The following is a 22,205-nucleotide window of genomic DNA, read 5'->3' as shown; positions in this document are numbered from 1 at the left end:
CAGTAGAGTCCGGCCGCCCGGCCACGTCCACCGGTTTCCTTCCCGGGCGGTGCCTCAGTCCCCTGCCCGGGTGTCCGCCCAGGCAGCCCACAGTTCGCCGTAACGGCCGCCCGCGCGGACCAGTTCCTCGTGCGTACCGGTCTCCACCACCCGGCCGTGCTCCATGACGACGATCCGGTCGGCCACCGCGGCCTGCGTCAGCCGGTGCGCCACGACCAGGCCGGTCCGGCCGCGCAGTGCGGCCACGGCTGCCCGCTCCAGCGCGCGGGCGCCGGAGCTTCCCGCTTCCGCGGTGGCCTCGTCCAGCACGGCCACCGCCGGATCGGCGAGCACCAGCCTGGCCAGGGCGAGCTGCTGCGCCTGGGTCGCCGTCAGGCCGTGCCCACCGGAGCCGACGACGGTGCCGAGGCCGTCCGGCAGGGCCTCCGCCCAGCCGAGAGCATCCACAGTGGACAGTGCGGAGCGCAGTTCCTGGTCGGTGGCAGCGGGCCGCGCCAGTCGCAGGTCCTCGGCCAGCGGCCCGGCGAAGACGTGCACCTCCTGGGTCACCAGCACCACCGTGCCGGCCACCGCGTCCGGATCCAGGTCGGCCGGCGGGACACCGTCGACCAGGATGGAACCCTCGGTCGGCCGGTGCACCCCGGCGACCAGCTTCGCCAGCGTCGTCTTGCCGGCCCCGCTGGCGCCGACCACCGCCACCAGTTCACCGGCCGCCAGATCGAGGTCGACCCCGCGCACCACCGGATGACCGTCTACATAGGAATGTCCGACGCCGGCGAGCTTCACCGCCGCCGAGGAGGTGGAGGTCCCCCGTGCTCCGCCCGCGGTGTCGGCGAGTTCGGTGACCCCGACCAGGCGGGCGAGACTGGCCGCGGCCGACTGGGCATCGTCGGCGATGGCCAGCGCCGCGTTGACCGGATTGAACAGGCTGTGGAAGTACAACGCGGCCGCCGTTGCCGTGCCCACCGTCGCCGAACCGTTGCCCACCAGGACGAACGCCATCACCAGCACCGCCGTGAGGCCGATGTACTCGGCGAGGTTGAGCCTGCCGAAGAACCGGGTCACCAGCCGAGTTCCGTGCAACGAGAGGGCGACCGCCGACGACGAGCGTGCGCCGATGTCGTCGAGGTGCCCGCCGGAGAGCCGGAACGCCCGTACCGTGCGGGCGCCCTCCACCGAGCCGAGCAGGCGCTGCTGCTGGACCCCGACCGCGACCCGCTGCTCGGCGTAGACCCGCAGCGCGCGACCCGCGTACCAGCGCACGGTGTTGAGCTGTACCGGCACGGCGAGCAGGGCGGCGAGCAGGAACCGCCAGTCGAGCACGGCCATCGCGACGAAGGTGAGCACGATCGTCAGGCCGGAGCGCAGCAGCACCGGCAGTGCGCCGCGCACGGCCTCGCCGACGATCGAGATGTCCCGGGTGACCCGGGTGGTGAGATCACCGGATCCGGCCAGTTCGATCCGCTCCAGCGGCAGTGCGAGCGCCCGCTCGACGAACCGTTCCCGCAGTCGCGCCAGTACCGTCTCACCCAGGTGGGCGATCATTCCCGCCCCGATCGCGGCGACGACGCCCTGAATGGACGCGGCCACCGCGATCAGCACCACCGGCAGGATGATCGCCTCGGCGGCCCCGCCCTCGGCGATCAGGTCCACGACGACACCGAGCAACGGTGCGATGAGCAGGCCCGCCCCGGTGCTGACGAGGATGGCGAGCGCGGCCGCGGCGGTGCGGACCCGGTACGGCCGCAAGGACGCGCGGACCGCGGCGAAGGTGCGAGCGGGGGTGGCGGTCGGCAGCAGCGCCGTGTCGGCCGGGCTCATGCCAGCACGCTCGCCCGGTAGCGGTCGTCCGCGGTCAGTTCGTTGTGGGTGCCCTCGGCGACAATGCGGCCGCCGTCGAGCAGCACGACCCGGTCCGCGGCGGCCAGCAGCGCCGGGCTGCCGGTGACGACGATGGTCGTTCGACCGGCCCGCAGGTTCCGGACACCCTCGGCGATCTCGCCCTCGGTCACCGCGTCCACGGCCGTGGTCGGCTCGTGCAGCACGAGTACCGGCGCGTCGGCGGCCAGCGCCCGCGCCAGCGCGATCCGCTGCCGCTGCCCGCCGGAGAGCGACCCGCCGCGTTCGGCGACGACGGTGTCCGCTCGCTCGGGCAGCGCCTCGATCACCTCGTCGGCCCGTGCGGCGGCGAGCGCGCTCCGGAGCGGACCCGCCCCGGGCTCCCCTGTCCGGCCACCGCCGGGCGCGATGTTGCCTGCCACGGTCCCCTCGAAAAGATGAGCGGCGTGCTCGGCGACGACGATCGTCGCACGGGACGCCGTCAGGTCCAGTTCCCGCACCGGCACCCCGTCCAGCGTGATCGTCCCGGCCGCCGGTTCGGTCTCTCGCATCAGGCAGTCGACGAGGGCGTCCGCGTCGGCCGGGTCGGTGGCCATCACGCCGAGGAACTCCCCCGGCCCCGCGGTGAACGTCAGCTCGTGCACGGACCGGCAGGACACCGCGTGCAGCGCCAAGGACCCGCGGACCGGGTCGGCGGGTGCCGCGGTGCCCGCGACGGCCGCCGCGGGAGCGGCGAGCACGTCGGCCACCCGGGCCGCGGAGGCCCGTGCTCGTGCGAGATGCCCGGCCACCTGGGAGAACGTCAGCAGGGGCCACAGCAGGAATTGTGCGAGCCCGACCGCGGCGACGAACTCGCCGACCGAGATGGAACCCGCGACCGCCATCCGGCCGCCGATCAGGGCGACCACGGCGATCGCGATGCCGGTGACGGCCAGCATCGAGCCGTCCAGCCAGGCCCGGGCCCGCGCGGCCCGGACGGCGGCGCCCAGCGAGTCACCGCTGACCTCGCGGTAGCGGTCGGCCGCGGCGCGCTCGGCGCCGATGCCCTTCAGCACCCGCAGACCGGACACCAGGTCCGCGGCGACACCGGAGGCGGTGGCCGCACGCTCCTGCTCGGTGTCGCTGCGCCGTTCCAGCGGGGCGGCGAGTACGCGGGCGAGCAGCAGCAGGAGCGGGGTCAGCAGTAGCACCAGCACGCCGAGACCCACCGAGACACGCAGCAGCGCCACCGCGCCCACCAGCAGACCCGCCAGCGCGGCGACGGCGAGCGGGATCGCGAAGTTCACCGTGCTGACCCGTTGCGCGTCGCTCGTGGCGACGTTGGCGAGCGCTCCCGGCAGCCTGCCCGCCTCGGCTCCGCCCCGGGCGTCGAGCACCCGCCCGGCAAGCCGCATCCGCAGACCGTGCTCGCCCTCGAAGACGGCTCGCTCCCCCACCCGCAGGCTGAAGCGGAAACTGAACGACAGTACGGCGAACACCACGGCCAGTATCCCGAGCCAGAGCAGGAGCGGACCCACCTCGCCACGGCTCACGGCGATGTCGATGACCACCCCGATGATGACCGGCACCAGCGCCTCGCCGGACTGGTGCGCGGCGGAGAGCAGGGAACTGGCGAGCACACGGCCGCGCTGCCCGGCGACCATGTCGCGCAGGACGGCACGGGCCTCAGGGGAACGTTCTCCCACCGCACGCGCCTCCTTCGACCGGCGACCAGAACCACCGGCAGGTAAGGCTACGCTAAGGCGATGGTTCGACGTCCGGGCATCGCGGTACACGGGAGCGGCGCCCCATGGTGATCGACGCCCCGTCCGCGCGCACCCGGCCCGGGACAGGCGGTACGGCCGGTGGAGCGCGGGCCGCGGGCCTGGTGCTGGCGGTGCTGGCACTCGTGCTGATCGCCCTGGCCAGTGTCGGCCTCGGCTTCGCGGACATCTCGCTCGGCGACACCGTGTCCGCGCTGCTCGGCAACGACGGCTCGGTCGAGGCCGTCACGATCCGCGAGGTCCGGCTGCCCCGGGTGGTGCTCGGCATGCTGGTCGGAGCGGCACTCGGCCTGGCCGGGGCGCTGATGCAGGCGCTCACCCGCAACCCGCTGGCCGATCCGGGCCTGCTCGGCGTGACGATGGGCTCGTCCACCGCGGTGGTCTCGGCCATCGCCTTCCTCGGCGTCGGCAGCGTCACCGGGCACGTGTGGTTCGCGATGGGCGGGGCCGCGGTCGCCTCCGCCCTCGTATACGCACTGGGCTCGGGCGGCCGCGGCCTGCACTCGCCGGAACGGCTGGTGCTCGCCGGTGCCGCCGTCACCGCCGTGCTGCTGGCGTTCAACTCAGCCGTGCTGCTCCTCGATCCGCGGGCGTTCGACGAGTTCCGGTTCTGGAACATCGGCAGCCTCGCCGGCAGGCAGACCGACGTGCTGGGTCCGGTGACGCCGTTCATCGTGGCGGCCATCCTGCTCGCGCTGCCACTGTCACGCGCGCTCAACGCCGTCGCGCTCGGCGACGACACCGGCCGCGCGCTCGGCGTGAACCTGACCACGATCCGGGCGCTCAGTGCCGTGGCGGTCACCGTGCTGTGCGGGGCGGCGACGGCGGCCGCGGGCCCGATCCTGTTCATCGGGCTGGCCGTGCCCCAGGTGGCACGCATGATCGCGGGCCCGGACCACCGCTGGATCCTGCCGTACTCGGTGGTGCTCGCCCCGATGCTGATGGTCGGCGCGGACACCATCGGCAGGCTGGTCATCGCGCCGGACGAGATGCAGGTCGGGATCGTCACGGCGTTCCTCGGCGCGCCCGTGTTCATCGCGCTCTGCCTGCGCCGGAAGCTGACCGGCGCATGACGACGGTGGCCAGGACGGCGGCGCGCGGCCGCAGGCGCGCCGTACTGGCGGGACAGGCGCTGCTGGTGATCCTGCTGGTCCTCGCGCTCCTGTCGATGTCGGTGGGGCGGCTCGGGCTCTCCCCCGGCGAGGTGCTGGCGGCGCTCACCGGCAACGGCCCGGTCCGCGACCAGAAGGTGATCACCGGGCTGCGGCTGCCGCGCACGCTGACCGCCGTGCTGGTCGGCGCCGGGCTCGCGATCAGCGGCGCGCTCATGCAGAGCCTGACACGCAACGCGCTCGGCAGCCCGGACTTCGTCGGCATCACCGCGGGCGCGACCACGGGTGCGCTGCTGGCGATCATCGGCGGTGGCAGTGCGATGGCGGACGTCTCACTCGGCGCCTTCGCCGGCGGCATGGGCACGGCACTGGTGATCTACCTGCTCGTGTTCCGCCGCGGTCTGCACGGTTTCCGGCTGGTGCTGGTGGGCATCGGGGTCTCGGCGATGTTGTTCGCGTTCAACGACTTCCTGATCAGCAGGGCCTCGATCTACGACGCGCTGGCCGCGCAGGCCTGGCGCACCGGCAGCCTGAACCTGCGCGACTGGGAGCACGTGCTGATCATGGGCGGCGCCCTCGTGCTCCTGTTGCCCGTGGCGCTCTATCACGCCAGAAGACTGTCCCTGCTGGAGATGCACGACGAGGTCGCGGCCGGGCTCGGTGTGCCGGTGCACCGCACCCGGCTGTTGCTGCTGCTGGTGAGCGTGGCGCTCGCGGCGGTGGCGACCGCGCTGACCGGGCCGATCGCGTTCGTCGCGCTCGCCGCCCCGCACCTGGCGCGCAGGCTCGCCGGCGCGTCCGGGCCGGGCATCGTGCCCTCGGCGCTGATGGGTGCCGTGCTGCTGGTCGTCGGCGACGTCATGGTGCAGCAGTTCTTCCCCGGCACTCAGTTGCCCGTGGGGATCGCCACCGGCTCGATCGGCGGCCTCTACCTGATCTGGCTGCTCGGCGGGGAGTGGTTGCGCCGCAAGGCATCCGGATGGGTATCAGCGCGGCGGACGGTGGGCTGAGGGGGCTGAGATCGCCGGGCCCTCCGGGTCGAAGGTCACCGGGGCGCCGAACGCGGCCCTGCGCACGGCGCGGCGCAGGGTGGCCAGGATGGCGGGCCCGACGAGCAGGATGGCCGCCAGGTTGGTCAGCGCCCGGCCGGTGTCCCAGCCCAGCGTCGAGGTCAGCAGCGAGTACACGAAGAACCGGTGCAGGTTCTCGCCGAGCGGGGCGCCCGGAACGAACCCGAGACCGCCGGTGTCGCCGGCCAGATCGGTCCCGGCGAGGAACGGCCAGGAGTACATGTTCATCACGAACCCGAAGAAGTACGCGGCCAGCACGCCGTAGAGGGCGAGCATCGCGATCTCGGACCGGCCGCGGGGCCGTCTCGGCAGCAGGCCCGCGCCGAGTCCGATCAGTGAGGACGAGAGCATCTGGAACGGCAGCCACGGCCCGACGCCCGCGGTGAGCAGTGCCGAGGCGAACAACGACGTGGAGCCGAGCACGAAGCCGAATCCGGGCCCGAACACCCGGCCCGCCAGCACCAGCAGGAAGAACACCGTCTCGATGCCCGCCGTGCCCGCGCCCAGCGGCCGCAGTCCGGCGTTGATCGCGGAGAGCACGCCGAGCATGGCGAGCGCCTTGGAGTCGAGCCCGCCACCGGACAGTTCCGCGAGCACGATCAGGACGAGGACGGGCAGCGTCAGCATGAACACGAACGGCGCGTCGGCGACGTGTGCGCCCGCGTCGGCGGACGGGGCGGCGAACAGGGGCCAGAGGAACATCGCCATGCCGAGAACGGCCGCGACAGTCAGCACCAGCCCGGACCGGGCGGTGATGCGGATGGCCCCGGCGTTGCCGAGGAAGCCGCGCTCGCTCATCGGCCCGGCTCCGTTTCGAGCGCAGCGCCGACCTCGGCGACGGTGAGGAATTCCAGTGGTGCCAGCACTTTCGCCACCTGCGGGGCGAAGGCCGGGGAGGCGACGACGACCTCCGGCGTGCTGCCGTCGGCGACGATCTCGCCCTCGGCGAGCACCACCACCCGGTCGGCCGCCGTCGCCACGAACTCGACGTCGTGTGTCGCGACGACCAGTGCGTGCCCGCGGGCGGCGAGGTCGGCGAGCACACCGGCGAACTCTCGTTTCGCGTGGTAATCCAGTCCCCGGGTCGGCTCGTCGAGCAACATCACCGGCGGGGCGGCGGCGAGCTGGACGGCCAGCACCAGGGCGAGCTTCTGCCCCTCGGACAGATCCCGCGGATGCCGCTCACCGTCGACTCCGGGGGTGAGCCGGTCCAGCAGCGCGCGGCAGGATCCGGGTTCGGCCCCGGACTCGGCGTCCGCCTGCGCGCACTCGGCCCGCACGGTGTTCAGGTACAGCAGGTCCCCCGGTGTCTGCGGCACCAGGCCGACCAGTTCACGGGCCCGGCGGGCGCCGAGCCGACGCGGATCGGCCCCGTCCACGGTGACCGAGCCGCCGTCTCGCCGCCCTCCCCGCAGCGCCCACAGCAGGGAGGACTTCCCGGAACCGTTGCGCCCCATCATGGCGGTGATCTGGCCGCGACGAAGTCGCAGTTCCACCCCGCGGACGGCGATGACCTCGCCGTACCGCACGACGATGTCCTTCGCCGCCAGGGCCTCGCCACCCTGGGCCCGCGGGGTTCCCGCGGCGCCGCGGATGCCGGCGGCGGCGGAACCGTCCCGGAGGCGTTCGCGCAGCGGCCCGGCCACCCGGCGGGCGTCGCGTACCGACAGCGGCAGCGGCGACCAGCCCGCGAGCCTGCCCAGCTCGACGATCGGCGGCGCGACCTCGGAGGTCCGCAGGACCTCGGCAGGCGGGCCGTACCGGACCGTGCGGTCGCCGGGCAGGTACAGCATCGTGTCGGCGTACTGGGCCACCCGTTCCATCCGGTGCTCCGCGACGACCACCGTGGTGCCGAGATCGTGCACCAGGCGGGTGATCGCGGAGAGCACGTCCTCGGCCGCGGTGGGGTCGAGCGCGGACGTGGGTTCGTCCAGCACGAGCACGGCCGGGTGCGCGGTGAGCACCGCGCCGATCGCGACCCGCTGCTGTTGCCCGCCGGACAGTGTCCTCAGTGGACGGTTACGCAGTTCCGCGATGCCGAGCAGGTCCAGGGTCTCCTCGACCCGCTTGCGCATGACCTCGGCGGGCACGGCGAGCTGCTCCATGCCATAGGCCAGTTCCTCCTCGACGGTGTCGGTGACGAAACCGGCCAGCGGGTCCTGCCCGACGACGCCGACGAGTTCGGCGAACTCACGCGGCGGCGCCTGCGCGGTGTCCTGCCCGCCCACCCGCACGCTGCCGCGCAGATGCCCGCCGGTGAAGTGCGGCACCAGACCGTTGACGGCACCGAGCAGTGTCGACTTGCCGGTACCGGTCCGCCCCGCCACCAGGCACAGCTCCCCCTCCGGGATCACGAAGTCCACATCGGACAGAACGGGGCCGTCCCCGTCCGGATAGGTGACGCTCACGTGGGAGAACTCGATCATGCGGGTACCTTCACCAGATCGGCCGGCGGCGGCGCGCACCACGCGGGCAGGACACCGAGCAGCAGCGACCCGGCCTGCGGCAGCGACAGTTCCGGCCAGCGCAACGGGCTCAGCGAGGGATACAGGTCGGCCGGGTCGATGGAGCCGGTGACGAACAGCAGCGCGCAGGCGCCCACCCCGGCCACGACGACGGCGATCTCCTCGAGCCGCCAGCGGTCCGGCCGGTACCGGCTGCGCCGCACCTGCCTGCCGCCCAGCACGAAACCCGCGGTGGCGAGCACGAGGCCGGCCAGCAGCAGCGGCACGCCCAGAGCGCCCGAGGTGCCGTCGAGTACGCCGTAGACACCCACGCACACCCCGAGCAGCCCGGCCAGCACGCAGCCGCCGGTGAGCAGCCGCGTCCGCACCGGGAGGTACCCGCGACGACCGTAACCCCGGGAGTCCATCGCCGCCGCCAGCATCAGCGAGCGGTCGACGGCGTCCTCCAGCACCGGGATCACGATGGCCTTCAGCGCCCGCATCCCGCGCTGCCTGCCCGCCCGCAGCCGCCTCGCCCTGCGCACCCGCTGGACACTCTCGGCGAGTTGGGGGGCCACCGACAGTGCCACGGTGACTGCCGTGCCCACCTCGTAGAGCGCGCCCGGTACGGCCTTCAGCAGCCGCTTCGGGTTGGCGAGCGCGTTCGCCGCACCGACGCACAGCAGCATGGTCGCCAGTCGCAGCCCGTCGTAGAAGCCGCCGAGCAGCTCCTCGGCGGAGGTCGGGCCGAGCAGCGTGATGCCAGCCGCGAAGTCCGGCAGCGGGATCTCCGGGAGGGAGAACAGGATGTGCCCGCCGTCCTGACCGCCGACCAGGATCCGGAACAGGATTCGCATGACCACCACGAAGATCGCGGCGTAGACGTAGAGCCGGAACGCCAGCGCCCACGGTGCGTCCGATCGGCGGGCGGTCACCACCAGCAGCACGATCGCGATGATCAGGCCGAGCAGAATCGGGTTCGTCGTGCGGCTGGCCGCCGCGGCGAGCGCCAGCGCCCAGATCCACCACGCGGCCGGGTGCAGCGCCCTCGGCAGCCGGACGGCGCGGGCCGGGCGGGGCCTAGGAGCGTGCACGCCGGCGCCGCCGGGCGAGGATGCCCGCCGCACTGCCGAGGACGAGTGCGCCGAGACCGCCGATCAGGGCGCCCCACGGGAAGCCGCCGGTGTCCGCCGCGGGCAGCGCCTCGCCGCCCGTCCAGGCGACACCGCCCGGGGCCACCCCGCCGACCGGGTCCTCCACGGCCGCCGAGGTGGACGGCGGAGCGGTTGCCATCGGGGATGCCGGCTGTGCCGATGGCGGCGCGTCCGGAGCCGCCTGCGTCGGTGCGGGTTCCGGCTGGTCATCCCGCGGCGGGCCCTCGCGCCCCGGGATGACCCCGTTCTGCGCCTCCGGTGGCGGCGGTGGCCCCACCGGCTGACCGGGCCGCACCGGCGCGATACGCGGTGCCGCACCGGTGTTCTCGCCGCGGTCCTCGGCGAAGGACCAGCCCTCGAAGGTGCCGGGCGGTGGCGTCCGGTTCATCAGGCCGTACTGGCTGCTGGTCCAGCCACCGCCGTTGGGCGCGTGCCAGTAGGACCAGTACGCGTCGGCGGGCGGGGTGTCGATGCACGGTTCGGTGTCGGCGGCGGGCCTGCCCTCCAGCCTGCACACGAACGCGGGGCCCCAGCGGTCGGTACCCGACACCTCGAAGCCCGCGTTCTGCAGCGCGGCCAGCCCGCTGTCCTGCACTCCCGGCGAACAGCGGATGACCACGTCCCCGCCGAGCCGCTGGAAGTCGACGACGACCGTCACGCCGTTCGCGTCGGCGCAGTAACCAGGGGTGCCGCGCCCTCGGTCGATCGCGGACGCGGGCAGCGCCGAGGACACCAGCAGCACCGCCACCGCGACGAGGCCCCGCATCGCGCCCGACCGGATTCCTTGCCCCGTAGGGGTTTCCCGCGTCACCCTCGGCCACCCGGGCGGCGGACCGCGAGGAAGTATCCCGCTCCGGCGACGGCGAACCCGAGCAGTACCGAGGAGGCGATCCCCCACGGGCCGCGCAGGAAGGCACCGAAACCGCCGTCCGCCGCGGGCAGCGGATCGGCGCGGCCGACGGACTCCACACCACCCGGCGCGCGCTCGGCGGGCATGCCGGGCGCGGGCACCGTCGGGGGCGCCGCGGGCGGCGGGGCGGCGACCGCGGCCCCGGCCGCCGCCCGGTTCGCCGCGGCGGTGACTGCCGCGGTGGCGGCGGCGGTGCTCACCGAGGCCGCGTCGAGGGCCGCGGTCCTGGTCTCGGGAGTGACCTCCGCGCCATCGCCTCCGGGGGGCGGCGTACCGCCCGGCGCGGGGCCGGGTGTGCCACCGTCCCCGTCGGTGGGCGGGGCCGGGATGTCGGTGGGCGGGGTCGCGGACAGGCCGAGGACGGCCTGGGCGGTCGCCCGGCGGAGCTGGTCCTGCCGGGACGTGCCGGACCAGAACGCGGCCGGATCCCTGGTCATCTCGAGGTACTTCTCGGCGTTGTAGGCGACCGCGCCGGTCACGGCGGGCTCCGCGCTGTCGGCGGGCGCCTGCACCGAGGCCATCCAGCCCGCGGCGCGACCGGCGGCGTCGCGCTCGCCCGCCTTGGTCAGCGCGAGCGCGGCGAGGCCGGTGCTGTTGGCGTTGGACGCGCCCTCGGCGACGAAGCCACCGTCGTCCTGCTGGTTCGCCCGGAGCCAGTCGAGACCTTCGTGCAGGGCAGCGGGGTCGCCGCCGGTCTCCGCGAGGGCCCATACGGCCATGGCGGTGTAGTCGACACCGCCGTTCGCCTCCGCCGAGGTGCACGTCGAGCCGACGTCGGCGGACGGGGGCGCGGCGCGGAACCCGCCGCCGGGGCACTGCTGACGGACCAGGTACCGGATCGCGGCCTCCTGGCCCGCTCCCGGATTCTGCTCGTGCATCGCAATCAACGCGAGCGACTGGGAGAAGACGTTGGAGAGATCGCGTTTCGGGTCGTACGGCCCGGCGTTGAGGTTGCGGTAGCGGCCACCCTCGTCCAGCGTCCCGGCGAGCCGGGCGACCAGGTCGACCGGTTGCTTCGCCGAGTCCACGCCCCACTCGGCCGGGTCGACCCCGGCTCGCCGGGCGACCATCAGGTACTTGGCCGTCAGACCGGAGGTGCGCACGGTGGCGCTGTAGTACGTGCCGCGCAGTTTGTCCGTGGTGGCACTGAACGTCTCCCCGGTGCGGCCCGCGGCGTGCAGGCCGATCAGGGTGTCGGCGACCAGGCCGCCGTCCACCGTTCCCGGTGTGGTGGAAGGAAAACTGTGACCGAGCCGGGTGAGTTCGCGTTCGAGGAACACGGCCGCACCGGAGGCCTGGCCGGACACCTCCGCGGCCGCCGGAGCGGCCAGCGGAACGGAGGATCCGCCCGCGAGCAGCGCCGCCGCCAGTACGACGGCGGCACGCGGGCGGATCCGGCCGCGGTATGCCGAGAAGGCGGTGACCGAGCCCATCAGCTACCCGGGGTCCAGTTCGGGTCCTTGGCCTGCGCCAGCGTCAGGCTCATCTCGTTCGGGTCCGAGGCCGTGCCCGCGCCGAAGGAGAAGCCCAGCACGACACCGGCCGCCGGGGCGTAGGTATCGACGCCCTCCTCGGCGTAACCCCAGTTCGCGGTCGTGGTGTCCGGTACCCAGAAGGCCCAGTAGGGCGCGTCCGGTGCGAAACCGGCGCAGGAGTCGTCGGCGGTGGCTGGCAGCGCGTCGATCCGGCACAGGTACTCGTACGGTCCGGTCTCGCCCTCCCCGGTGCCGTGCTCGGGGGCCAGCTCGACGTCTGTCAGCGCGGCGAACGCGGTGGCCGGGGTTCCGGTGTCGCAACGGCGGACGACCGAACCGCCGGGGAAGGCGGCGAGGTCGGCGACCACGGTGACGCCGGTGGTCCCGGGGCAGGGGCCCTCGGTCCACGCGAGCGTGGCTTCAGCCGGGGAGGCGGCCGGGGTGGCCGCGGCCGGGGTGGCGGTCACCAGGACCGAGGCGAACAGGGGAAGCAACAGGGCGAGCGCGCGCCGAGTCATGCGGGTGCCTTTCGCGGGCGGCGACTCGCAGCCCGGACCGGCCCGCGCACGAGCCGTTCGGGCCCGCACTGCGAATCGCGACAGTGAACCGGACCGCGAATCCCGCTGGGCATTCCGGCTCACGGATCAGCACGGACCGGAACGATCCGTGGTGCCGCATACGGCTGCGCGTCAGCGCCGGTGTCTCACCGGCTTCCCCCAGGCGGGTTCGCAGAGGTCGCCACACGGCGACCCCGGCCAGAGATTAACTCAGCCGGGTGACGATCGGGAAGCAGATCAGCGTCACAGCACAGGCTGTCACCGGAATGCCGCAGAACCGCGCCGGCAGCGGGTTCTCCCTCCGGCGCGGGCCGGTGTCAGTCGACCAGGGCCTGGTTGACCAGAGTCCGCAACTGCGGCCGGATGGGGTAGGTGCTCGACGGCATGAGCTGGGTGAAGAACATCGCCGTGGTGCCCTCGGCCGGGTCGATCTGGAACGCCGTGCTGGCCAGGCCGCCCCAGGCGTACTCGCCGCGGCTGGCCAGCACCTTGCCCGGCGTCTCGTCGATCACCACGGACACGCCGAGGCCGAAGCCGACGCCGGGGAACGTCGCCTCGGCGAAGATCGGCCGGCCCACGGTCTCCAGGTCCGCACCGCCGGGAAGGTGGTTGCGGGTCATGTACCGGACGGTTCGGTTGCCCAGCAGCCTGCTGCCGTCCAGTTCACCGCCCCTGGCCAGCATCTGGGTGAACCGGTGGTAGTCGGCGGCGGTGGACACCAGACCCCCGCCGCCGCTGAGATACGTACGCGGCGAGGTGGCGGCCTCCGCCAGCGTCCGGTTGCGGCGCAGCCCACCCGCCGGGTCCGGTACGTACAGGGCGGCGAGGCGGTGCAGATCGGCCGGGCCGACGGAGAACGCGCTGTCGGTCATGCCCAGCGGGGCGAAGATCTCCTCGGCGAAGAACCGGTCCAGCGGCATGCCGGAGGCCACCTCCACCACCCGGCCCAGCACGTCGGTGGCCACCGAGTAGTTCCATTCGGTGCCCGGCTGGAACAGCAGCGGCAGCGCGGCGTACCCGTCGCAGGCGGCGGCCAGGTCGGTCCCGGCGGGCACGTCGAACTCGTAACCCGCCGTGCGGTACATCTCGTCCACCGGGTGCGCGTGGTGGAAGCCGTAGGTCAGCCCGGCGGTGTGGGTGAGCAGATGCCAGACGCGCACCGGCTCGGTGGCCGGGACGGTGGCCGCGTTGAGCGCGGACCCCGCCTGGTAGACGCGGACGTCGGCGAACGAGGGGATGTAGCGCGACACCGGGTCGGTGAGCTGGAGGGCGCCGCGTTCGTACAGCATCAGCGCCGCGACGGAGGTGATCGGTTTCGTCATCGAGTAGATGCGCCACAGCGTGTCCTCGGTGACGGGAAGGTCGGCCTCGGTGTCGCGGCGGCCGTAGTGGCTCAGGTGCGCGACCCGCCCGTGCCGGGTCACCGCGACCGTCCAGCCGGGCAGCCTGCCCTCGTCGACGTAGTGGCGGAAGTGCGTGTCGATCCGGCCGAGCCTGTCCGCGTCGAAGCCGACCTCACCGGGCTCGGTGTCCACCTTCAGTTCCGTCACGCCGGACCTCCTCGTTCCTCGTCGACCGTCGCCACGATAGGCGCAAGCGGCGCCGGACGTAGACTCGTCCCGGCCGCGACGGTGACCGGAACGGGGTGGTCGGGGCATGCGATCGGAATGGGAATGGCTGCGCTTCGCGCTCGCCGTGCTGCTGGGGGCCGCGGCGATCACCGGCGCCGTCGTGCTGCTCAACGGCGGCCCCGAGCCCGCGCCACCTCCGGTCACCGGCGGCCCGGCGGCGCCCGGGATCCCCGGCTCGCCCGCGCTGCCCGGCGTGGTCGCGGTGAAGATCGACAATGTCCCGCCCGCCCGCCCGCAGACCGGGATCGGTGCCGCGGACACGGTCTATGTGGAACCGGTGGAGGGTGGATTCACCCGCCTCATGGCGATTTACGACGGCGAGCTGCCCGACACGGTCGGCCCGGTACGCTCCGCCCGCCTCACCGACGTCGACATCCTGGCCCAGTACGGAAATCCGGTGCTGGCCTACTCCGGGGCCGCGCCCGAGACGCTGCCCGCGCTGCGTGCGGCACCGTTGACCGGCGCCGCGCCGGAGGACACCGGTGGCGCCTACTACCGGGATCCGGCCCGCCGCGCGCCGCACGACCTGTTCGTCCGGCCCGCCGACCTGCCCGGCCCCGGACCCGGTGCGCCACCCCGGGAGGACGGGCCCGCCCCGGACGGCGGCACCCGGGCCGATCGGCACGACGTCGCCTACCCGGCGGCCTCCTTCACCCTCCGCTGGTCACCGGAGGCGGCGCGGTGGCTGGTCGAGATGGACGGCGAGCCGGTCGTCTCCACCGATTCCGGCCCCGTCGCCCCCGCGACCGTGGTGGAGCAGCGGGTGACCACAGCGCCGGGTGCGGCACCCGACGACGCGGCGGGCAACGCCTCCCCGGTGGCCGTCACGATCGGCGGTGGCGATGCCGTCGTACTGCGGGACGGGCTGCGGTTCGACGGCACCTGGTCGCGGCCCGATCCTGGGTCGCCCACCGTGTTCCGCGACGCGAACGGCTCGGTGGTGCCGTTCGCCGAGGGGCCGGTGTGGGTGCTGCTCGTTCCCGCGTGAACGGCGCCGACGCGCACGATCGGGCGGCGGCTCAGCCCGGTGCCCGCCCGCCCGCGGCATCGGCGATGCGGACGGCCAGGGTCCTCGACGCTTCCACGAGTTCCGGCGGCCCGTCGATCGAGTAAGGCACACCGACCACGGCGAGCGCCATCGCCAGCCACTCCCACGACTCGGCCGCGGTCACGTAGCGGCAACTGTGTTCGTCGATCGCCTCCAACGTCCCGGCCTCGGCGGTCAGCCGCCCGGCCACGACGGCGAGCGGCGCGGTGAAACGCACGACGCCCCGCTTGCCGTTGCCCGGCCCGCCCGGTTCCTGCACGAAGCTCACCGACTCGTCCCCGGGTGGCTCACGCGGCGTGAACGAGGTCCCCGGCACGGTGAGCCCGGCGATGCGATCCAGCCGGAACGTGCGCCAGTCCGCCCGGTGCAGATCCCAGCCGAGCAGGTACCAGTGCCTGCCGAGCAGCACCTGCCGGTACGGCTCCACCGAGCGGGTGGCCTCCTGACCGGTTCGGGTCGTGTACCCGAACCGGACGTGCTCGTGCGCGTGGATGGCCACCGCGAGCCGCTGCAGCGCGCCGAGATCCAGGGAGCGGACCGCTCTGGAGACCACGTGTGTCGACCGCTGCAGCGCCGCCATCCGGTACCGCAGGCGCGAGGGCAGCACCTGTTCCAGCTTGCGCAGGGCACCTTCGGCGGCGCCGGGATCGCCGTCGATCTGGGCGAGCGCGGCGAATCGCAGGCCCACCACCGCCGCCACGGCCTCCTCGTCGGTGAACAGCAGCGGCGGGATCGCGCTGCCGGCGACCAGGCGGTAGCTGCCACCCGGTCCCGGTACGGACTCCACCGGATAGCCGAGTTCGCGCAACCGCTCGATGTCGCGGCGCATGGTGCGCGGCGAGGTCTCCAGCCGGGCGGCCAGCTCGGCGCCCGCCCAGTCGCGCCCGGTCTGCAGGAGCGACAGCAGCCGCAGCATCCGTTCACTCGGTCCGTTCACGTCACGAGCGTGCCACGGGCCGCGGCACCCGGCGACGGCCCCGCGGCAGCGGAAGTCGTTGCCGTGTCAAAAAACGGGGAGAGGCGGAGCCCGGATCTTCCCGGCTCCGCCCCTCCCCCGGTGACTACTCGCCGCTCGGGGTGGCGAGCTGTGCGATCTCCTCCGGCGGCAGCGCCCGGTCGAAGACGCGCACGTCGTCGACGTCACCGCGGAGGTAGTCGACGGGTTCGCCGCCGAACTCACCACGGCCCACGACCGTGCTGCCGGTCGCCTCGGGTGCCGCACAGGTACTCGTCGTCGCCGCCTTCTGCCCGTCGACATAGAGATCCAGCGTGCCCGCCTTGGCGTCGCGGACGCCGGTGAGGTGGTACCAGCGGCCGGGTTCCGGCTTCTCCGGCGAGAGCGCCCGCTGGCCGACGAAGCTCATCGCCCAGCGCTCGTCCGCACCCGAGTACTGCAGGAAGAACGCGCTGGCGTTGCCGGAATCCTGGCTGGCCACCGTCTGGAACGCGGTGCCCGTCTCGTCCAGCTTCGCCCAGGCCGAGACCGTGTAGCTGCCCGCGGTGTCGACCAGCGGCGCGCCGGCGTCGGCCTGGCCGTCACCGGCGAACGACACCGCGCCCCCGTCGACCCCCTCTGCCCACTCGGCGTTGGTCAGCGTGGCGTCGGCGCCGCCGGCCGCGTCCGCCGCGGTGGTACCCGTGCCCTCGTCGAAGGGATAGGCGTTGACGCCCTGCAGGCCAGGCGTACCGGGGCCGGGATCCGGCGCCCCGGTACCACTACCGTCCGACTCCGCGATGATCTGCTCGTTGATGGCCCGCACCTGTGCGAAGTCCATCTTCTCCACCTGCCGGTCGTAGGTGAAGAAGCCGTTCACCTCGTGCTCGACGTCGGTGATCTGCGTGTAGATCGCCCCGCTGATGCCGCAGCTCTGCGCGGCGCCGAGCACGGCCTGCTGGTTCTCCACGTAGCGGCTGGTGAGGGTCGGCTTGTCCGGCACCATCTCGTAGGCGCCGCCCTCGCCGAACCACATGTGTCCTTCCACCTCGAGGCCGTACCCGCCGTGCTCGCCGTCCATCGCCACCCGGTTGGCGTCGGGAGTCGGTGTCGCCGGGCCGGTGTACTGATGCCAGTCGATGACGTCGCCCTTGCCCGAGTCGCCGAGCGAGTCACAGCAGTTGACCCCGCTGTGCGCGTTGACAAGCCGCGACGGGTCCTGTGCCTTGACCTCGTCGGCGATCCGGCCGGAGTCGTCCTTGGACCACTCGCCCCAGCCCTCGTTGAACGGCACCCAGCCGATGACCGAGGTCCAGTTCTTCTTCTCCGCCACGATCTCGTCCAGCTCGGTCTCGAACTGCTGCTGCGCGTCGACCGGCGGCCTGCCACCGGTCTTCATCGCGGGCATGTCCTGCCACACCAGCAGGCCCAGCTTGTCGGCGTGGTGGTACCAGCGGTCGGGTTCGGTCTTGATGTGCTTGCGGACGGTGTTGAAGCCGAGTTCCTTGTGCTGCTCCAGATCGAACTTCAGCGCCTCGTCGGTGGGCGCCGTGTAGATGCCGTCCGGCCAGTAGCCCTGGTCCAAAGTGGACATGTGGAAGAGGATCTCGCCGTTGAGCGTCATCCGGAGCTTGCCGTCCGCGCCGGTGGTGGTGCCGATCTCGCGCATGCCGAAGTAAGAGGTGACGGTGTCGGTGGCCTCGCCACCGTCCTTCAGCACGACCTCGAGGTCGTAGAGGAACGGCGAGTCCGGTGACCACAGTTTCGCCTCGGGCACCGGCAGGTCGAGCTGCTCGCCCGGCTTGCCCTCGGTGGCGCTGACGACGGTGTCGCCGTCCTTGACCACCGCCTCGACCGTCGTCGCCTCACCCGCGTTCGCGGCGTTCACCGTGAGCCCGAGGGTGGAGGTCTCCAGATCGGGGACCATGCCGAGATCGTCGACGGAGGCGGCCGCAACGGGTTCCATCCACACGGTCTGCCAGATGCCCGACGCGCCCTCGTAGAAGATGCCGCGGTCGGGCACGTTGCGCTGTTTGCCGACCGGCTGCCAGGTGGCGTCCGTGCGGTCCTCGACGCCGACCACGATCTCCTGCGGGCCGGAATCGGTGAGGGCGTCGGTGACGTCGGCGGAGAACGCGCCGAAGCCGCCCCGGTGGGTGGCGACCTCGGTGCCGTTGACGTAGACGACCGCGTCGTAGTCGACCGCACCGAAGTTGAGCTTCAGCCGGTTGGCCCCGGCCTCACCACCCGCAGCCCGCTCGGCCGGGTTCTTCTCCGCGGCGACCTTCCAGTCCGCGGGCACCTCGAACGTCCGGCGATACCACATGTTGTCCTCGTGCCGCTGGATGCCGGACAGCGCCGACTCCGCCGGATAGGGCACCAGGATCCGCTCGCCGAGTGGCTGCCCGAACGGCGGGGCGTCGCCGGCCGCCGCCCCGGCGAACTCCCAGACGCCGTTGAGGTTCTGCCACTGCGGCCGGGTGAGCTGCGGGCGGGGGTACTCGGGCAGCGCGTTGTCGGGCGAGACCTGGTCGGTCCACGGGGTCGGCAGGCGGGCGTCACCCATCTGCCACACCGGATCCGCCTGTGCCGCCACGGCGGGAGACCCGGCGACGAGCAGCAGCGCGGCGGATGCGGCGGTGAACACGGCGGTGAGGGGACCACGGCGTCTACGCCGTCGAGTCGACAGAGCACGGGAGAGCACAGTCGGACACCCTTCTCGGCGGGAGCGCGCCAGCGGGCGCTGGCGCCGGGGTGCCGGAGCAGATTCACGGAACCCCGAAATCGCACCCGCGCCGGCACATGACCTATCTCACCCAAAACGGATACGCGATGTCAACACATGCAACCAACAACGCTCACGAATCAACAGTTCCGCGACTGGCGGTCACCGCATCGCCGTCACCAGCATGTATCGACCACCCGATTGGACGAAACCCGCGTCAGGTGGCGTCCAGTTCGCGCCACCCGGCACCGTTGCCCCGCCCCGCAGGAGGGCGCTTCGTCACGAACCGTCATGTACTAAACATGAATCAACATCGCGACTGTCGCTCAGGACGTGTCCGCCTACGCTGTGCGGGTGCGCATCGTGTCCCTGCTGCCCGCCGCGACGGACCTCGTCGCCGAGCTCGGCCGTGCGAAGGACCTCGTCGGCCGGACGCACGAGTGCGACTGGCCAGCGTCCGTCGGCGCGGTCCCGGTGGTTACCGCGAGCGAGGTCGACGATCGCGTACTGGGCAGCAGGGAGATCTCCGCGGCGGTCGGCGGTGCGGCACACGGAGGCTCAGCTCTGTACACATTGGACACCGAGCTGCTCGCGGATCTCGCTCCGGATCTGGTACTCACCCAGGATCTGTGCGAGGTCTGCGCGGTCTCCTACCGCCGGGTGTCCGAGGCGGTACGGATGCTCGACGCGGGCATCCGGGTACTCAGCCTGGAACCACGCACACTCGCCGGCGTACTGGACTGTCTCGGAGCTGTCGGTGACGCGCTCGGCGTGCCGGAGGTCGCGGCGACGCGGATCGCCGCGCTGGAAAGCAGACTGCGGACCGTGCGGCGACGCGTGGCGGGCAGGCCGCGGCCCCGGGTCGTGGCGATCGAATGGCTGGACCCGCTGTGGCCCGCCGGGCACTGGGTGCCCGAGCAGATCACCTCGGCGGGCGGAGCCGCGCTGCTGTCCGTGCCGGGCGAACACACCGAGCCGATGTCGTGGCAGCGCGTGCTCGACGCTCGTCCGGACGTGCTTCTTCTGCTGCCCTGCGGTTTCCCGCCGGAGCGGACGTTCACCGAGACCCACCTGCTGACGCGGCTGCCCAGCTGGACCGGCCTGCCCGCCGTCCGCTCGGGCGAGGTGTGGGTGCTGGACGGCCCGGCGTACTTCAACCGCCCAGGACCCCGCGTGGTACGTGGCGTGGAAGTGCTCGCCCACGTGCTGCACGGCGTACCCGCCCATCCTCCGGTCACCCCGGACGAAGCCCGGCGGATCGACGAGGCCTGACCCCGGATCGCGATCCACTCATCGCACCCGGTCCCGCGGGTGAATTCGCCGGCGCGGCCAGTCGCCGACACTCGCCGACGCGGTCCGCGGCCGTCCACAGTGGTCACCGGCGGGGTCAGCGGTGCGCGCGGAGGTGAGCGACCAGGGGCCCTCCGTCCCGGGGGGACGAGACCACCTCGCCCAGCACGGACATGCTCGTGCATCAGCACGGTACCGAAGTCGGCCGGGCTGGCAGGCTCCCGCGCCGCGCCAACCTGTGCCATAGTGCCTCCTTCATCGATCATCCGCTCATACCCGTCGCCGTCGCTGATCGTCACCGTCGACGTCCACGTGGCCAGGCACTCACCGGGAATCCCGCCGCGACGAGACCATTTTCGGCAATACTGGAGGTGGAGGTTCCACCATGGACAGCAGCTATGACACGCCCGACGGAGCCATCAGCCCGATCGAACCCACGAGCAGGCTGATTCCGCATCCCGCCGGAGCCGCGGCACAACCGCCTGTCGCCGAGCCGGAGGTCCCGGTCTCGCTGCCGGTGACCAGCGCGGCACTGGTGGTCACACGAGGACCGCTCCAGGGCGAACGTTTTGAACTCACCGCCGGCCGGGCGAGCCTCGGCAGGCATCCGGAATGCGACATCGTGCTCGACGACTCCACGGTCTCCCGGCGGCACGCCGAGGTCCGGGAAGAGGGCGGCGGTTACGTCATAGTCGACACCGGCTCACTCAACGGCACCTATGTGAACCGGCAACCGGTCGACCGCGCGCAGCTCGCCGACGGTTACGTCATCTGGATCGGCAAGTTCCGGCTCAGCTTCCACCTGCCGGAAGCCTGAGCCTCGGCACCAACGCACCGCAGGGCCGTCCCCATGACCGGGGACGGCCCTGCGGTGCCTTGTGGCGCGGTTGCCCTTGACGATATTTGCGTGATCTCTCGATCAACGGACCGCGAGCTGTCGCGTGAGGCTCAGCCGCTCCACTCTCGGCCCGCGTCGTAGTCGATGGGGGTCTCGGGCTGGTGGTAGCGGACCTTCTTCTTGGGCTGGGCGGCCGACGCGACAAGCGTCTCGCGCAACCTGTCGTCCGGATAGGCGGCCAGTCCGGACACCGCGACCCGGTCGACGCCGTCGAGTTGACGGGCGGCCAGTGCCACCACCGGGTTCGTGCGGTGCGTGCGGATGGGCAGCGACCAGACCACAATATGGAACGCCGGGACGACGGCCATGCTGACGACAACCGTGAAAAAAAGGTAAACGACCGATTCGCCGTCGGCGATGTCGGTGGCCACGCGAGTCACACCGATCGCGACCACCAAACACAGCAACGCCAGCGAGGCGTACTTCAACGTCGCCCGCTCACGCGGCGACCGGGAGCGTTGACCGGCGGCCGTCCGTTCGGCCAACGCCCGGACCTGAGGCATCGCCCTGAGTCGGCGCCGCAGCGTATGGACCTTTGCCGGCTGCTGGCGGACGATGTGGTGGACCTCCCGGTCGATCGGGTGGACCGAGGTCGGGTCGCCCGGCGCGGACAGCACACCCTTGCGGTTCACCGTGACCTGTTCACTGTGGACGAGCCGGGCGACGGCCACCTCGACCACTCGATCGGTGCCGCCGGCGAGGAACGCCGCCTCCGCGAAGTCCACAGTGGACGGAAGCTCGACCGGAGTGGTCCTGTTGGCCCATCTGCGGGCGAACCACGCCACGGCCAAGCCGACGATCACGGCGACCAGGTAGTACAGCAGGAACTGCGGACCCGAGATACCCCATCGTTGCATCAGGACTCCTTGACGGCCATGTCGCCGGACATACCGGCGTGAGCATAGGGATCCACCGAGCCGGCGAGGCACAAAGCCGCATGCCCCGGCGAACTCTACCGCCGCCCCAGACGGGGTCGGAACGTAGCAGTCTGATGACGGGGACCCGGACCGTGCGCTGCGACTCTCCTGCCCGGAAAGCGACATGTTCCGTCCCAGAGGTGGGTACGTGCGGTGACGGACGGAAAGCGCCCTCGTCGTCCACGTTCATGTGCTCGACGACCACGGGGGCGGTCAGGTGCGGCCACGACTAAGGTCCGGACCGCCCGCGAGGGGGTCGAGTCGAGCACGAGCTCGGCAAACACCGCTGGGTGATCGAACGAACCATGGCAGGTTCACCACCTCACCATCGTTCCATGTGACCGCGTTGGACGCGTGTGAACCCGTCGGACGTGGCGCAGGGCCGCCTCCGGCTGGTGCCGGTGGCGGCCCTGCGCTGTAGGTGTCGGGTGTTAGTGG

At 72.5% G+C, this 22,205-nt stretch carries 17 protein-coding genes and 1 riboswitch; of the genes, 5 read left to right on the top strand and 12 right to left on the bottom strand.

Annotated elements, in window-relative coordinates; translation table 11 throughout:
• Positions 1-54: 54 nt before the first annotated feature.
• Entirely contained in the window at positions 55-1,821 is a 1,767-nt protein-coding gene (locus tag CFN78_RS16105; protein WP_094863638.1) for an ABC transporter ATP-binding protein, read from the bottom strand.
• Entirely contained in the window at positions 1,818-3,482 is a 1,665-nt protein-coding gene (locus CFN78_RS16100; RefSeq protein WP_094863790.1) for an ABC transporter transmembrane domain-containing protein, read from the bottom strand. The genes CFN78_RS16105 and CFN78_RS16100 overlap by 4 nt, the downstream gene beginning before the upstream one ends.
• Before the next feature lie 146 nt (positions 3,483-3,628).
• On the opposite strand from CFN78_RS16100, the gene CFN78_RS16095 reads away from it, so the two are divergent.
• Together CFN78_RS16095 and CFN78_RS16090 are read left to right on the top strand one after the other, a co-directional pair.
• On the top strand, positions 3,629-4,675 hold the full coding sequence (locus tag CFN78_RS16095; RefSeq protein ID WP_094863637.1) for a FecCD family ABC transporter permease: 1,047 nt from the start codon (positions 3,629-3,631) through the stop codon (positions 4,673-4,675).
• Positions 4,672-5,724 carry a FecCD family ABC transporter permease gene (locus tag CFN78_RS16090; protein ID WP_094863636.1) on the top strand — a complete coding sequence of 351 codons (1,053 nt, stop codon included), beginning with the start codon at positions 4,672-4,674 and terminating at the stop codon, positions 5,722-5,724. The genes CFN78_RS16095 and CFN78_RS16090 overlap by 4 nt, the downstream gene beginning before the upstream one ends.
• On the opposite strand, the gene CFN78_RS16085 is transcribed toward CFN78_RS16090, so the two are convergent.
• From CFN78_RS16085 to CFN78_RS16055, 7 genes are all read right to left on the bottom strand, one after another.
• Complete coding sequence (locus CFN78_RS16085) at positions 5,701-6,582, bottom strand: ECF transporter S component (RefSeq protein ID WP_094863635.1); 882 nt, start codon at positions 6,580-6,582, stop codon at positions 5,701-5,703. The two genes, CFN78_RS16090 and CFN78_RS16085, sit on opposite strands and share 24 nt — an antisense overlap.
• A complete protein-coding gene (locus CFN78_RS16080) occupies positions 6,579-8,210 on the bottom strand; it encodes an ABC transporter ATP-binding protein (RefSeq protein ID WP_094863634.1) in 1,632 nt (543 codons plus the stop codon). The genes CFN78_RS16085 and CFN78_RS16080 overlap by 4 nt, the downstream gene beginning before the upstream one ends.
• Complete coding sequence (locus CFN78_RS16075) at positions 8,207-9,283, bottom strand: CbiQ family ECF transporter T component (protein ID WP_094863789.1); 1,077 nt, start codon at positions 9,281-9,283, stop codon at positions 8,207-8,209. Before CFN78_RS16075 ends, CFN78_RS16080 begins: the two co-directional genes overlap by 4 nt.
• 25 nt (positions 9,284-9,308) lie before the next feature.
• Positions 9,309-10,148: a hypothetical protein gene (locus tag CFN78_RS16070; RefSeq protein WP_094863633.1), complete on the bottom strand. Its 840-nt coding sequence runs from the start codon at positions 10,146-10,148 to the stop codon at positions 9,309-9,311.
• A 41-nt stretch (positions 10,149-10,189) separates the two neighbouring features.
• Complete coding sequence (locus CFN78_RS16065; RefSeq protein ID WP_094863632.1) at positions 10,190-11,725, bottom strand: prenyltransferase/squalene oxidase repeat-containing protein; 1,536 nt, start codon at positions 11,723-11,725, stop codon at positions 10,190-10,192.
• Positions 11,725-12,285 (bottom strand): hypothetical protein, encoded by a 561-nt coding sequence (locus CFN78_RS16060; RefSeq protein ID WP_094863631.1) that lies wholly within the window; start codon positions 12,283-12,285, stop codon positions 11,725-11,727. Before CFN78_RS16060 ends, CFN78_RS16065 begins: the two co-directional genes overlap by 1 nt.
• Before the next feature lie 107 nt (positions 12,286-12,392).
• Positions 12,393-12,484: riboswitch (cobalamin riboswitch) on the bottom strand.
• A gap of 157 nt (positions 12,485-12,641) precedes the next feature.
• A complete protein-coding gene (locus CFN78_RS16055; protein ID WP_094863630.1) occupies positions 12,642-13,874 on the bottom strand; it encodes a serine hydrolase domain-containing protein in 1,233 nt (410 codons plus the stop codon).
• Between the two features lie 106 nt (positions 13,875-13,980).
• Between CFN78_RS16055 and CFN78_RS16050 the strand changes: the two genes are divergently transcribed.
• Positions 13,981-14,943 carry a DUF3048 domain-containing protein gene (locus CFN78_RS16050; protein ID WP_094863629.1) on the top strand — a complete coding sequence of 321 codons (963 nt, stop codon included), beginning with the start codon at positions 13,981-13,983 and terminating at the stop codon, positions 14,941-14,943.
• Between the two features lie 31 nt (positions 14,944-14,974).
• On the opposite strand, the gene CFN78_RS16045 is transcribed toward CFN78_RS16050, so the two are convergent.
• Both CFN78_RS16045 and CFN78_RS16040 read right to left on the bottom strand, forming a co-directional pair.
• On the bottom strand, positions 14,975-15,940 hold the full coding sequence (locus tag CFN78_RS16045) for a helix-turn-helix transcriptional regulator (protein ID WP_240519491.1): 966 nt from the start codon (positions 15,938-15,940) through the stop codon (positions 14,975-14,977).
• 124 nt (positions 15,941-16,064) lie between these two features.
• The gene (locus CFN78_RS16040) at positions 16,065-18,641 is read right to left on the bottom strand and encodes a LamG-like jellyroll fold domain-containing protein (RefSeq protein WP_420807890.1); all 2,577 of its coding nucleotides are present in this window, start codon (positions 18,639-18,641) and stop codon (positions 16,065-16,067) included.
• A 375-nt stretch (positions 18,642-19,016) separates the two neighbouring features.
• On the opposite strand from CFN78_RS16040, the gene CFN78_RS16035 reads away from it, so the two are divergent.
• Positions 19,017-19,934, top strand: a complete 918-nt coding sequence (locus CFN78_RS16035; RefSeq protein ID WP_094863787.1) for a cobalamin-binding protein — start codon at positions 19,017-19,019, stop codon at positions 19,932-19,934.
• 403 nt (positions 19,935-20,337) lie between these two features.
• Positions 20,338-20,769: an FHA domain-containing protein gene (locus CFN78_RS16030; protein ID WP_094863627.1), complete on the top strand. Its 432-nt coding sequence runs from the start codon at positions 20,338-20,340 to the stop codon at positions 20,767-20,769.
• A 131-nt stretch (positions 20,770-20,900) separates the two neighbouring features.
• Here CFN78_RS16030 and CFN78_RS16025 read toward each other — a convergent pair whose 3' ends face one another.
• Entirely contained in the window at positions 20,901-21,707 is an 807-nt protein-coding gene (locus CFN78_RS16025) for a TIGR04222 domain-containing membrane protein (protein ID WP_165777575.1), read from the bottom strand.
• Positions 21,708-22,205 lie beyond the last annotated feature (498 nt).

This window comes from Amycolatopsis antarctica (genome assembly GCF_002262875.1).
Taxonomy (GTDB): domain Bacteria; phylum Actinomycetota; class Actinomycetes; order Mycobacteriales; family Pseudonocardiaceae; genus Amycolatopsis; species Amycolatopsis antarctica.
The sequence above is the reverse complement of the archived record's forward strand: the minus strand, read 5'-3'. Positions and strand labels throughout refer to the sequence as shown.